This window comes from Nonomuraea sp. MTCD27 (assembly GCF_041950495.1).
In the GTDB taxonomy this organism is placed as follows: Bacteria; Actinomycetota; Actinomycetes; order Streptosporangiales; family Streptosporangiaceae; genus Nonomuraea.
Genome location: NZ_JBGNUW010000010.1, coordinates 352,974 through 365,479 on the forward strand (window position 1 = coordinate 352,974; position 12,506 = coordinate 365,479).

12 protein-coding genes are annotated in these 12,506 nt (G+C 71.4%); 9 read left to right on the forward strand and 3 right to left on the reverse strand.

The genetic code is table 11. From position 1 onward, the window contains the following. Positions 1–626 precede the first annotated feature (626 nt). A complete protein-coding gene (locus tag ACBJ59_RS29475) occupies positions 627–947 on the reverse strand; it encodes a hypothetical protein (RefSeq protein WP_375113454.1) in 321 nt (106 codons plus the stop codon). A gap of 152 nt (positions 948–1,099) precedes the next feature. On the opposite strand from ACBJ59_RS29475, the gene ACBJ59_RS29480 reads away from it, so the two are divergent. From ACBJ59_RS29480 to ACBJ59_RS29520, 9 genes are all read left to right on the forward strand, one after another. Then, positions 1,100–1,999, forward strand: a complete 900-nt coding sequence (locus ACBJ59_RS29480) for an alpha/beta fold hydrolase (RefSeq protein ID WP_375113455.1) — start codon at positions 1,100–1,102, stop codon at positions 1,997–1,999. Between the two features lie 54 nt (positions 2,000–2,053). Further along, positions 2,054–3,235, forward strand: coding sequence for an adenylyltransferase/sulfurtransferase MoeZ (moeZ, locus tag ACBJ59_RS29485; RefSeq protein ID WP_364136465.1), 1,182 nt, complete (start codon positions 2,054–2,056; stop codon positions 3,233–3,235). Positions 3,236–3,281: 46 nt separating this feature from the next. Then, complete coding sequence (locus ACBJ59_RS29490; RefSeq protein WP_375113456.1) at positions 3,282–4,001, forward strand: hypothetical protein; 720 nt, start codon at positions 3,282–3,284, stop codon at positions 3,999–4,001. After that, positions 3,995–5,230 carry a type VII secretion-associated serine protease mycosin gene (gene mycP, locus ACBJ59_RS29495; protein ID WP_375113457.1) on the forward strand — a complete coding sequence of 412 codons (1,236 nt, stop codon included), beginning with the start codon at positions 3,995–3,997 and terminating at the stop codon, positions 5,228–5,230. Before ACBJ59_RS29490 ends, mycP begins: the two co-directional genes overlap by 7 nt. A gap of 158 nt (positions 5,231–5,388) precedes the next feature. Continuing rightward, on the forward strand, positions 5,389–6,189 hold the full coding sequence (locus tag ACBJ59_RS29500) for a hypothetical protein (protein WP_375113458.1): 801 nt from the start codon (positions 5,389–5,391) through the stop codon (positions 6,187–6,189). Further along, positions 6,183–7,355 carry a S8 family serine peptidase gene (locus tag ACBJ59_RS29505; RefSeq protein WP_375113459.1) on the forward strand — a complete coding sequence of 391 codons (1,173 nt, stop codon included), beginning with the start codon at positions 6,183–6,185 and terminating at the stop codon, positions 7,353–7,355. The genes ACBJ59_RS29500 and ACBJ59_RS29505 overlap by 7 nt, the downstream gene beginning before the upstream one ends. Positions 7,356–7,400: 45 nt before the next feature. Further along, the gene (locus ACBJ59_RS29510; protein WP_375113460.1) at positions 7,401–7,760 is read left to right on the forward strand and encodes a hypothetical protein; all 360 of its coding nucleotides are present in this window, start codon (positions 7,401–7,403) and stop codon (positions 7,758–7,760) included. Then, complete coding sequence (locus tag ACBJ59_RS29515; protein WP_375113461.1) at positions 7,748–8,062, forward strand: MGMT family protein; 315 nt, start codon at positions 7,748–7,750, stop codon at positions 8,060–8,062. The genes ACBJ59_RS29510 and ACBJ59_RS29515 overlap by 13 nt, the downstream gene beginning before the upstream one ends. A gap of 209 nt (positions 8,063–8,271) precedes the next feature. After that, on the forward strand, positions 8,272–11,019 hold the full coding sequence (locus tag ACBJ59_RS29520) for a CDP-glycerol glycerophosphotransferase family protein (protein ID WP_375113462.1): 2,748 nt from the start codon (positions 8,272–8,274) through the stop codon (positions 11,017–11,019). A 7-nt stretch (positions 11,020–11,026) separates the two neighbouring features. On the opposite strand, the gene ACBJ59_RS29525 is transcribed toward ACBJ59_RS29520, so the two are convergent. Further along, positions 11,027–11,653, reverse strand: coding sequence for an NUDIX domain-containing protein (locus tag ACBJ59_RS29525; RefSeq protein ID WP_375113463.1), 627 nt, complete (start codon positions 11,651–11,653; stop codon positions 11,027–11,029). A gap of 80 nt (positions 11,654–11,733) precedes the next feature. After that, positions 11,734–12,396: a class I SAM-dependent methyltransferase gene (locus ACBJ59_RS29530; RefSeq protein WP_375113464.1), complete on the reverse strand. Its 663-nt coding sequence runs from the start codon at positions 12,394–12,396 to the stop codon at positions 11,734–11,736. Positions 12,397–12,506 lie beyond the last annotated feature (110 nt).

Below are 12,506 nucleotides of genomic sequence, written 5' to 3' on the forward strand. Positions count from 1 at the left end.
CGCGAGCGGCGATGAGCGGCTCACCGGGCGGCCATCGGCCGTAATGGCGCGCCAGTAATGGCGTCCGCATGAGCGCGATATCGCCCTGGGCGTCAAAGTCCGTGGGCGAATGAATGCCGACACGCCGGCCGCGACGCTAATACCGATGAGGCCGGTCGTGTTCGTCCATAATGGTGATGCGTGCCGGGCGCTCGCCGATGGAATGCGTTATTGGGCGCGGCGGTGGCCATCATCGTGTGGAGGGCCGGCGGATAATGCGCGCCCTCTGATGATGTTCATCGCGTTGCGTGGTTCCCGGCGGTGACGTGATCGCCGGCCGACCGTCGTTGACGGTGTGTGCCCGCGACGTCACGCTGGGTACCGTCATGCTTTCCGGCGAAGGCCGTTGCAAACGGCGGACGAGGACTTTTGCCACACCCTTGGGGTGTCATGAGATCGATTAGACATCTATGCGCAGAACTAGGTGGATATGTCCGGGTTGCGCAGTTGGGTTGGACAGGGTCGGCCGCGGTGGCGTGGCGGGGACGCCGGGGACGCCGGGCGGGGGATGCGCGGGGGCGTGCTGGGCGCGCGGCTCGTGCTGGAGACCGTGGGCGGGCCGGCCGCCCACGATCCGGGGGCGGGGGCTAGCGCCTGCCGATCTTCTTCAGGTGGTGGCCGAAGGCGAAGCCGCGGCGGCCGATGTCCGTCCCGTGGATCCGCCGCCAGCTCCCGAACTTCTCGCAGTTCCCCCACGTACGGTCCCCGGGATAGAGCTTGTCCACGATCCGCCCCCGCGGGGTCGCCCGGACGTTGAGCCGGTTCTTGACGCGTACGATGCGGTACTTGCAGCCGGGCCGGTCGAGCACGGTCACGGCGCTCGCCGGGCGCGCGTCGCCCGCGATGACGAGCCCGCCGCCAGCGAGGGCCGCGGCCACGAGGCCCGCGGCGATACGGGTGGTGAGCATGACGTACCCCCTGTCGGTGCTTGCGAGGCATCGGCTCTGCTGTCCAGAAAAATCACGTAAATACCCAGATGTACGGAATCCAGGCCGCCTCTAGAGGCGATGGTTATCGTTGGGTAACGAGAAGAAGCGTTCGAGGAACGAGGAGGAGAAGCATGGCCGCGGAGCCGATCCCACACTGGCCGGGACGCATGATCGGCTCGGTGCACGTCCGGTCCACCCCCGAGGGACCAGCCGAGCAGGCGGTGTTCGTGCACGGGCTGGCGGGGGCCGCCACCAACTGGACCGACCTCATGGACGAGCTCAAGGACACCGTCACCGGCCATGCCATCGACCTGCCCGGCGCCGGGTTCTCGCCCACGCCCGCCGACGGCGACTACACGGTCGAGGGCCACGCCGGAGCCGTGATCGGCCTCCTGGAGCACACGGGGCCGGCCCACCTGTTCGGCAACTCGCTCGGCGGCGCGATCGCGGTCAAGGTCGCCGCCTCCCGCCCCGACCTGGTCCGCTCGCTCACGCTCATCTCGCCGGCCCTGCCCGACCTGCTCCCGAGGTACGGCCCCGTCCGCGTGGCCTGCGCCGCGGTGCCCATGCTGGGCGAATGGGTGGCGTCCAGGCTGCGCCTGATCCCGGCCGAGCGGCGCATCACCGCGTCCATGGCCATGGTCTGGGCCAACATGGACGCCGTGCACCCCCTGCGCCTGCGCGACGCCATCGACGAGCAGCGCAGGCGCGACGACCTCCCCTACGCGGGCGAGGCCATGATCGGCTCGGCCCGGGGCATCGTGACCGAATACTTCCGCCGCGGTGAGCGCAGCCTCTGGCGCCAGGCGGCCAAGGTCCGGGCGCGGACCCTGATCGTCCACGGGCGCCACGACCGCCTGGTGCGCCCGGCCATGGCCAGGAAGGCGTACCGTACGTTCCCGCAGGTCAGGCTCGTTCTGCTGCCGACGGCGGGACACGTGGCGATGATGGAGATACCGCGGGTCGTGGCGGCGGAAGCACGCCGTCTGATCGGTGAGACTCGATTGGGGAATGCCCCACTGCCGAGCTAGGTTTCACAGTGGGGACAAGACCCCCTGAAAACGCGAGCTCCGGGAGCGTAGAAAGTGTCGTTGCCACCGCTGGTCGAGCCGGCCGAAGAGCTGACCGTCGACGAAGTGCGCCGCTACTCACGCCACCTCATCATTCCCGACGTGGGCATGGCGGGGCAGAAGCGGCTGAAGAACGCCAAGGTGCTGTGTGTGGGCGCCGGGGGACTGGGCTCGCCCGCGCTGATGTACCTCGCGGCGGCGGGCGTCGGCACCCTCGGCATCATCGACTTCGACGTGGTCGATGAGTCCAACCTGCAGCGCCAGATCATCCACGGCCAGTCCGACGTGGGCAGGCTGAAGGCCGAAAGCGCCGCGGCGTCGGTCCGCGAGATCAACCCGCTGGTCGAGGTCGTGATCCACAACACGGCCCTGACCACCGAGAACGTCATGGAGATCTTCTCCGGCTACGACCTCATCGTCGACGGCACCGACAACTTCGCCACCCGCTACATGGTGAACGACGCCGCGGTGCTGCTCGGCAAGCCGTACGTCTGGGGCTCGATCTACCGCTTCGACGGCCAGGCCAGCGTGTTCTGGGCCGAGCACGGGCCCTGCTACCGCTGCCTCTACCCGGAGCCCCCGCCTCCCGGCATGGTGCCGTCGTGCGCCGAGGGCGGCGTGCTGGGCGTGCTGTGCGCGTCGATCGGGTCCATCCAGGTCAACGAGGCCATCAAGCTGCTGACCGGCATCGGCGACCCGCTGGTCGGCCGGTTGATGATCTATGACGCCCTGGAGATGAAGTACCGCGACGTCAAGGTCCGCAAGGACCCCGAGTGCGTGCTGTGCGGCAAGAACCCGACGGTCACCGAGCTGCTCGAGGACTACGAGGCGTTCTGCGGCGCGATCTCCGACGAGGCCGCCGAGGCCGCCAGCGGCTCCACGATCACCGCGATGGAGCTCAAGGGCATGATGGACCGCGGCGAGAGCATCTACGTCGTCGACGTCCGCGAGCCGAACGAGTTCGAGATCGTCTCCATCCCCGGCGCCACGCTGATCCCGAAGGGCGAGTTCCTCAACGGCTCTGCCCTGGAGAAGCTGCCGCAGGACAAGAAGATCGTGCTCCACTGCAAGTCGGGGGCGCGCTCCGCCGAGGCCCTCGCGGTCGTCAAGAGCGCCGGCTTCGCCGACGCCGTCCACGTGGGCGGCGGCGTGCTGAGCTGGGTCAAGACCGTGGACCCCAGCCTGCCCAGCTACTAGGGGTTTCTGGGGATGTTCCCCGGACGTCCCTATTAAGGTCGATGGCGTGAACTCCGCCCGTCCCTGGCCCACCCTCGTGGTGGCCTCCGCGCTGACGCTGATCTGCGCGGTGGCCGCCGGGGTGGCGGGCAGCGCGGCGGGCACGGAGCTCACCCGCGGGCCGAGCACGGCCGAGCTGCACGCGGCGGCCAGGTTCGAGGTCGCCGAGCGCTGGCGCACCTGGCCCACCGGCCGCATCTTCCCCGCCACGCTGCCCTACTCCGCCGAGCAGGGCGGGCGGGAGCGCGCCAGCAGGATCGGCATCTCCCCGCACACCACCTGCGGCGACTCGGTCGACGCCAAGGCGGTCAAGGCCCTGCGCAAGGCGGGCTGCAAGGGCGTGCTGCGGGCCACCTACATCGACGCGCTGCGCGGCGTGCTCGTCACGGTCGGCGTGGTGGCGCTGCGCGACGAGCTGGGCGCCGTACGCGCCAAGTCCGCCTTCGACGACAGCGGCAAACCCTCGCCGGGGCTGCGGCCGCTGGCCTTTCCCGGCACGGTGTCCGACCGGTTCACGCCCGCCGTGCGGCAGGCGGGGTCGGTCCGGCAGGCGGGCCCGTACCTGGTGCTGACCACGGCCGGTCAGGTGGACGGCCGGCCCGCGGTCGCGGCGAGCGAGCAGCGACCGGCCATCTTCGCGTTCGCGACCGAGATCTCCGAGCACGTGCTGGCCGATCTGAGCACGCCCAGCATGCCCGACTGCGCCTCCGAGGAGTGGCGGTGCTGATCCGGGGCAGGGGCGGGCGCGTGCTGAGGCGAGGTGCGGCGGTCGCGGTGACCGGGGCGCTGCTGTTGACCGCGCCTCCGGCGCGGGCCGACGACGTGCGCGGCGGGCAGCAGGCGGTGATCAGGACGCTGGAGCTCGCGCAGGCGTGGCGGACCAGCAAGGGCGCCGGGGTGACGGTGGCCGTGCTCGACTCCGGCGTCGATCCGCGCCACCGGGACCTGGCCGGGTCCGTACGCGTGGGCAAGGACTTCACCGAGGGCGCCAACCCGCCGGGGACCGCTCCGAGCAGGCTGCACGGCACGTACATGGCGTCGCTGATCGCCGGGCACGGTCATGGGCCCCAGGGAAAACGGGGGATCATCGGCGTCGCGCCCGAAGCGGACGTACTGTCGGTAAGGGTCATCCTTGAGGACGAGGAGCCGGGTTTCCGGGAGTTCAACTCGGCGGAGCGCTTCGAGAACGTGGTGGCCCGGGGCATCCGCTACGCGGTGGACGAGGGGGCAGACGTGATCAACATGTCGATCTCCAAAGAGCTGGCGACCCGGGAGGAGCGGGCGGCCATCCGCTACGCCATCTCCAAGGGCGTCGTGCTGGTCGCCGCCGCGGGCAACGACGGCGACAGGAAGGTCGACGGCGACTTCGCCCCCTACTCCTACCCGGCCGCCTTCCCCGGCGTCGTCTCGGTCGGCGCGACCGACCGGCGGCTGCGGCGGGCCACGTTCTCCAACTGGAACGCCTCGGTGCTGGTGGCCGCGCCGGGCGTGGACATCATGGGCGCGGGCCCCGGCGACGAGTACTGGGTCGGCAGGGGCACCTCGCAGGCCACCGCGCTCGTGTCGGGCGTCGCTGCCCTAGTTAAAGCAAAATTTCCGGACATGTCGCCGCCGCTGGTGGCGCGTGCCCTGACCGAGAGCGCCACCGACCGGCCTCCGGGCGGCTACGACACCGGCACCGGCTTCGGCGTCGTCAACGCCGCCAGAGCCCTGTCCGAGGCCTCCCGGCTGGCCGGGCACACCGAGACCGCGAAGGGCGCCGAGGCCCAGGATCCCGCCCGCCCGCTGGCGGGTGGGCGGGCCGGCCCCGTCGAGGTGGTCAAGCGGGACGAGAGGCGCGTCACGGTCTACGCGGCCATCGCCGCCGGGGCCGCCGCCGGCGCGCTCGCGTCGCTGGCCGTCATATTCATCCTGGTCAGGCGCGTGCGCCGGGCACACATCTCACAAGACGCATGATCCGTCCACTTAGGGGGACGAAATAGACACGACGCGAATGCGGGAACGAGGCGGTGGTGAAGGCACGTAGGTCGACCTCAGGGCTACCGCGCGCCGGGGGAGAAGCCACGCAGGAGCGGAGAAATCCGCTCGGCGCCCCCACCGGCCGCCGTTCACGAGTGCGCTCGTGGCCGGCGGCGGACTCCCGCAGGCGCACGGAGGCGAAGGAGCGGGCCGAGCTCGGCGCGCTCCAGCAGGGCATCCGCTACCGCCGCGTCTTCGTGGCGCTGCTCGGCGTCATCATCGCCGTGTCGTCCGTCGTCGTGCTGCTCGGCACGATCGGCCTGTTCGCCGAGACGCGCTCGCGACCGCTGACGCCCGCCGAGCAGAACCAGTACAAGCAGGAGGAGATCGCCCGGCGCTGGCAGGCCTGGCCGGCCACGGGCGTGTTTCCCGAAGAGGTGAAATACCTCGGGCTCGACCGTGCCCAGCAGTACGCCAGGCGCGTCGGCATCGCCCCCGAGACCGAGTGCGCCGAGGGTGTGGACGCCTCCGTGGCCGGCGTGCTGCAGAGCCACGGCTGCGTCACGATGTTGCGGGCCACGTACGTCGACCAGACCGCCTCCTTCGTCATCACGGTCGGCGTGGCCGTGCTCAAGGACGAGGAGTCGAGGGTCTCGGCGACCGAGGAGCTCAGCCAGGACGACCGCGTGGGCGTGCTGCCGGTCGCCTTCCCGGGGACAGTGAGCGAGCGCTTCGGGCCCGACCAGCGCCAGCGCACCGGCTGGGTGGGCGCGGGGCCGTACATCGTGTTCTCCACGGCGGGCTACGCCGACGGGCGGACCAGGGCCGCGATCGCGCCCGAGGAGATCCTGCACAGCGAGCTGTGGCCGGCCGCCAAGTCCGTCGGCAACCAGATCGCCTACTTCCTGGCGGACCCGCCCAAGGTGCCGCCCTGCACCCAGGGGAACGTGTGCTGACCGCCGTACGCGTGCTCACGGCCGCGCTGCTCGCTTTCGCGGGTCCCGCGGCCGATCCTGTCCGGGACCAGCAGCAGTGGGTGCTCGACGCGCTCAACGTCGAGCAGGCCTGGTCCGTCACCAAGGGCGAGGGCGTCACCGTCGCCGTCGTGGACAGCGCCGTGGACGGCGAGATCAAGGAGCTGAAGGGCCGCGTCAGCGCGGGCCCCGACATGACCTCGGGCACGGTGAACCGCGAGCTGCCGCCCGGCAAGCACGGCACCGCCATGGCGGGCCTGATCGCCGGCTCCGGCGAGGACGACGGCTTCGTCGGCGTCGCCCCCGGCGCCCGCATCCTGTCCCTGCCCATGGTCATCGACGAGCCCGGCTACGCCATGCCGCCGCTGGACGAGGAGGGGGCGTCCGCGGAGAGCCCGCTGGCCCGGGCCCTCCGGTACGCCGCCAACCACGGCGCCCAGGTCGTCAGCATGTCGATCGGCTCCTACGGCCCGCTCAGGTCCGAGCGCGAGGCCGTCTCGTACGCGCTGGGCAAGGGCGTCGTCCTGGTCGCCGCCGTGGGCAACGACGGCCAGACCCCGTACGCCAAGGAGAAGGGCACCTCCTACTGGAGCTTCCCGGCCGGCTACCCCGGGGTCATCGGCGTGGCGGCCACCGACAAGCAGGGCAGGCGGGCCACGTTCAGCAGCGACAACGTGTCCGTACTGGTCTCCGCGCCCGGGGTGGACGTGCCCGTGGTCAAGCGGGAGAGCGGCTACGAGCTGTCGGAGGGCACCAGCTCGGCCGCCGCGCTCGTGGCCGGCGTGGCCGCGCTCATCAAGGCGCGCTACCCGGACCTGCCGCCGGAACAGGTCGCCCAGGCCCTGTCATCGAGCGCCAGGGGCCGGCCCGCGGCCGGATACGACGACGAGACCGGGTTCGGGGTGGTGGACGCCGCCGCCGCGCTGAACGCCGCCGAGCGCCTCACCGGCGCCCAGCGCAGCGTCGTGCCCGGGATGGAGCACTTCGGCCAGGGCGAGGACTCGCCCGTGCCGACCCGGCCAGGGGCCGATCCGTGGCGGATGTGGCTGTACGGGGGCGGGGTGCTGGTGGCGCTGATCGTGTTCTGCGGCGGCATCGTCGTGCTCAATCAGCGCAAGGGTCCCGGATTCGACCAGCGCGAGGAGTAAGAGTCGATCAGCGCGATGCGTGAAGATCCGCTATGGTCCCCCGTCATGGGATACGAGCTGCGGGTGGTGCGTGAGTCGCCACTCGCCTTCGCGGAGCTCGCGAAGGCCATCGCGCCGGCCGGTTTCGAGCTGCGCGGATCTGACGAGATCGTGGCCGGTCATGCGGGCGGCAGGCACGCCGTGGCGCGCTGGGAGGGCCACCTCGTCGGCGAGCCCGGCTCCGACTGGCAACTGGCCCAGCTGCTGAGGTTGTCGACCGCGCTCGGCGCCCGGCTCGTGGGCGAGGACGGCGAGGTGTACGCCCTGCGCGACGGCATCATCGAGGTCGCCACGGCCGGCACCGTGATGGAGATCGGCAAGCTGCATGAGATCATCGACGCCGGCCCGGCCGCATGGAGCCCGTGAACCCCTTCGTGGAGCGGGTGCTCGAACTCGTCGAACGCATCCCGCCCGGCAAGGTCATGGCATACGGCGACATCGCCGAATACCTCGGTGAGGGCGGCCCCCGGCAGGTCGGCAAGGTCATGTCCACCTGGGGCGGCGGCGTTCCGTGGTGGCGCGTCGTACACGCCGACGGCAGCGGCGCCGCCCCTGACCACCTGCAACGATGTCTCGCGCACTGGCGCGAGGAGGGCACCCCGTTGCGCGGCGAGCGGGTGGACATGCGCCTGGCGAGGTGGGACGGGCGTTCAGGCGATTTTCAGTAACCGTGTTGACCTGCTGTTTCGCCGAACGGGCGATTCTGTGACATGTGACTCCCATTACCATGGGCAGAACACTTGATGGCGGCCCGAAAGGCGGTGCCACCCCTATGGCCACCGGCGTCACAGCCCAAAGCCAGGGCGGCGAGTCGCTCGCCGACCGCCTGAAGGCTGTCCAGGATCTCTGCGATCGTGGCGAGCCTCTCGAGGCGGTCATGCGAGCGGTCGGCCCTGGCGGTCGCGACGCGGCGTTCGACGCCGAGGCGCTCAGCGGCCCCCTGGGGTCGCGCATCGAGCTGGCGGTCAAACGCGGCGCCGCCCGGCGGCGCGAGATGCTCGATCTCGTACGCCCCTACCTCGCCGGCGTGGACGCGGGGGTCAAACGCGACCTGCCGGTCGCGCGCCGGCTCGTCTGCCACCTCATCGAGCACCGCCCCGACGACGAGCTCGTCGACGGCGAGACGCTCGCCACGGTGGTGGCCGCTGCGGCGGAGCCGTCCAAGCGCATCCGCAAGGGCCTGAGCTGGTACGCCGACCTGCCCTTCCGCGACGAGCTGCCGCCCGACCTCTACCGCCTGCGCCGCTCCGACCTGGTGCCGGTGACCCACATCGACGACATCGTCTGGGCCGACGGCAAGCTGCGCGTGTCCGGGTTCGCCTACCTGGCCGGGCTCTCCGTCCGCAGCCGCCGGTTCAACTGGGCGACCGTGGTGCTGCGCGGGCCGCGCTGGCTGCCGCCGATCCGCATGCGCACCCGCCGGGTCCTGGCCCCTGAGGCCACCCACGGCGCGCGCGAGCCGGGCTGCAACTACGACTGGTCCGGCTTCACCGCCGAGCTGAGCCCGTGGCCGCTGCGCTGGCGCGGTGCCGTACGCGGCGTGGTGCACGGCGTGCGCCGCCGCATGCGCCACCGGCCCTCCGTGCCCGACGCGACGACGTGGCGGGCCGAGATCGTGTTCTGGAGCCGGGGCGCGCGGGCGACGGGCCTGCTGCGCGGCTCCTCCATCGGCCGCCCCGAGCGGCCCGCGGGGCTCAAGCTGAAGCCCGGCTGGTGGGTCCGGCCGGTCTGGACGTCGGACCGGGCGCTGCAGGTCGTGCTCCAGCCCAACCGGGCCGAGCTGACCGGCGTGTCCGTCGACGGCGACCGCCTCGAGCTGAAGATCTTCCTGCCCGGCCGCCAGGTGACCAAGGGCCACGCCAGGCTGGGCGGCCACCGCATCGCGGCCGACTTCACGCCGTCCGGCGACGGCACGCAGGTGCTGGTCGGGCTGGCCGTGCCGACCCTCCTCCAGGAGAAGGACGGCCGGCGGCTCTGGGTCGAGCCCAAGGGCGACCCGGCGGCCTCCGTCATGCTGGCCGACGCGTCGGAGACCCGCACGCCCGTGGGCGACCGCGAGATCACCGTGCTCGGCGACCGCCGCGACCGGGTCGTCGTCTCCGCCCACCGCATCCGCCCGGTGATCACCTCCGCTCTCTGGGAGGGCGAGGCGCTCGTCCTGCGCGGCCATTACCCCGACGCCGAGGGCTCCCGCACGCTGACGCTGCGGCACCGGTCGGGGCTGTCCTACTGGCTGCCGATGGAGCGCTCCGGCGAGGAGTTCTCCGTACGCGTCGAGCCCGCGTCCATGGACCGCTTCGGCGAGGCCGTGCCGCTGTCCTCCGGCACCTGGAACCTGTCGCTGCGCCACCCGTCGGGTGAGATCGTTCCACTGCGCATGGACCACGCGGCCCTGGGCGGCCTGGACGAGGCTCCGCGCACGCTCGGCGGCCACGTCTACCGCATGATCTCGACCCGCTTCGACGTGCCGGTGATCACGGTCGAGGAGGCCAGGCCCGCCGAGGAGCGCGGGGTGGCGGGCACCCACGTCCTGCGCCGCGTCTTCTACCCGGCCCAGCGCACCGAGCCGCTGCGCGACTCGACCGTCTACGTCGTCAACGACGGCCGCCTCTACGCCGACAGCGTCCGCGCCATCTACGAGGAGCGGCTGCGCAGGGGCGACGACCGCGAGCACATCTGGATCGTCAAGGACGGCGCCTTCGTGCCGCCCGGCGGCGCGACCGCGGTCCGCGCGGGCAGCCGCGAGCACCACGAGGCCCTGGCCAGGTCCCGCCACGTCATCACCAACTCGTTCCTGCCCGTCTGGTTCCGCGCCCGCGAGGACCAGGTGGTGGTGCAGACGTGGCACGGCACCCCGGCCAAGCTGATCGGCAACGACCAGCCCCACATGCAGCGCGACCCCAGGCCGCCGATCTGGCACCGCCAGGCGGCCGAGGTGCGCGGCTGGGACCTGCTGCTGTCGCAGTCGCCCTGGGCCACGCCGGTGCTGCGCAAGGCGTTCGGCTACAAGGGGGAGATCCTCGAGAGCGGCCTGCCGCGCAACGACGTGCTCAACTCGCCCGACCGGGACACCCTGGCCGCGGCCGTGCGCGAGCGGCTGGGGCTGGTCCCGGGCAAGCGGGTGGTGCTGTACGCGCCGACGTGGCGCGACTACGACCGCAAGAACGCCATGGTCAAGCTCGATCTGGCCAAGGCCCGCGAGGCGCTGGGCGCCGACCACGAGATCCTCGTCCGCGGTCACCCGATGCAGGCCATGCCCGCCGTCCCCGACATCGCCCGCGACGTCACCACATATCCGGACATCGCGGATCTCCTGCTCGTGGCCGACGTGCTGGTGACCGACTACTCCTCGGTCATGTTCGACTTCGCCGCCACCGGCAAGCCGATCGTGCTCTACGGCTACGACCTGGCGAAATACTCCTCGAAGCGGGGCCTCTACGTGGACCTGCCCGAGCAGGCGCCCGGCCCGCTGCTGTCGACGTCGGCGGAGGTGGTCGAGGCGCTGCGGTCGATCGACGAGGTGGCGGCGGCCCACGCGGACCGCTACGACGCCTTCCGCGCCACGTTCGCCCCCCGCGACGACGGCAAGGCCACCGCCCGGGTGGTGGACCACCTCTTCTCCTGAGGCGCCCTCAGAAGAGTTCGGGAAGATCGTCGGGCAGGAGATATCTCCGGCCCGGGTCGTAGCCCGTGTCGAAGGCCAGGTCCGCCGCCTTCGGCACGGTGTGCTCCGGGAGGCTCTCGGCGAGCAGGTAGAGCAGGGCCGACATGCTGGTCCCGCAGACGATCTCCCCGTTGTCGATGAGTTTGCGCACCCCGGCGAGGTGCACCCACTCCACCCGCTCGGCCTCCCAGGGGTCGGAGGGCGGCCCGATGTGCCTGGCCGACTCGGCCCGGTAGATGTGGTGCAGGTCGTCGGAGATCCCGTTGTTCGGCTGGATCGACAGCAGCGGCCGCAGCGGCCCGGGACGCCAGCCGGTCTCCTCCTCGACCTCGCGCGCCGCGGCCGCCCGCGGCATCTCGCCGTCGTCGACCTGCCCGAGCGGGATCTCCCAGCCCCAGCTGTCGGTGATGAAGCGGTGGCGCCAGATGAGCAGCACGCGGTCCTTGTCGTCGGTGACGATGGCACCCGCCCCGGGGGCCGCGCGGACGAGCCGGTGATCGAGATGGCGCCCGTCGGGCAACTCCACGTCCGCAACCCGGACGTCCAGCCATTCGTCGGTGTAGAGGGACTTCTCGGAGTGCACCTGCCATCGCATGCGATCGACCCCCGCACGAGGCGAAATGTTGACCCTACGTTACAAGGCCACACGCTCCGTATGTGGGAAATCGGGCGAAGTCACGTCCGGAGTTCGACCTCCAGGGCCAGCGGCGACTGCCCGACCTCGTACGAGGCGAACCCCGTATCCGCCAGCAGCGCCTCGAACGCGGACTTGGTGTACGCCCGCCGGGGCAGGAACGACCGCAGCGCGAGCCTGGTGAACGCCCTGGACATCGCCCCCATCCGCATCCGCGCCACGTCGTCGTCCACGGCCTGCCTGGACACGTCCTTGCGCAGGTCGACGATGAGCCCGCAGGCGCCCGGCCGCAGGACCCGGCGCATCTCCCGCAGCGCCCCGGCGGGGTCGGAGAAGTTCTTGAACGCGGCACAGCAGATGAGGAAGTCGAAGCTGTCGTCGTTGAACGGCATCGCGGCCGCGTTCCCGAGCCGGAAGTCCACCTCCACGCCGGCCTCGGCCGCCTTGGCGCGGGCGATCGCGACGAACGTCTCGCTGATGTCGAGCCCCGTGACCGTGTAGTCGCCGGTCCTGGCCAGGGCGATCGACAGGTAGCCGGGGCCGGGGGCCACCTCCAGGATCCTGGCCCCCTTCGCGGCGTACTCCCGGGTCCTGGCGACCTGCTCGTCGTACCTGGCGAGGGCCTTGCCGTTGCTGGTGGCGTACCAGCGGGCGATGGCGCCCTCCATGCCGATGCCTTTGTACCCTTTGCCGGTCTTCGTCATGAAAAGACGATATATCGCGTCGATGGGCTGTCAAGATATATCGCGGTTCTGATGACGCTGGTGGCGAACAAGCCCCCGGCGTGTCACCGCTAAATCTGGCATTTGCCTCG

Excerpts from the sequence above, each read along its gene's own strand:
- ACBJ59_RS29525 (WP_375113463.1), bottom strand. The coding sequence starts at position 11,653 with ATGCGATGGCAGGTGCACTCCGAGAAGTCCCTCTACACCGACGAATGG.
- ACBJ59_RS29530 (WP_375113464.1), bottom strand. The coding sequence starts at position 12,396 with ATGACGAAGACCGGCAAAGGGTACAAAGGCATCGGCATGGAGGGCGCC.
- ACBJ59_RS29510 (WP_375113460.1), top strand. The coding sequence starts at position 7,401 with ATGGGATACGAGCTGCGGGTGGTGCGTGAGTCGCCACTCGCCTTCGCG.
- ACBJ59_RS29475 (WP_375113454.1), bottom strand. The coding sequence starts at position 947 with ATGCTCACCACCCGTATCGCCGCGGGCCTCGTGGCCGCGGCCCTCGCT.
- ACBJ59_RS29480 (WP_375113455.1), top strand. The coding sequence starts at position 1,100 with ATGGCCGCGGAGCCGATCCCACACTGGCCGGGACGCATGATCGGCTCG.
- ACBJ59_RS29520 (WP_375113462.1), top strand. The coding sequence starts at position 8,272 with ATGCGAGCGGTCGGCCCTGGCGGTCGCGACGCGGCGTTCGACGCCGAG.
- ACBJ59_RS29515 (WP_375113461.1), top strand. The coding sequence starts at position 7,748 with ATGGAGCCCGTGAACCCCTTCGTGGAGCGGGTGCTCGAACTCGTCGAA.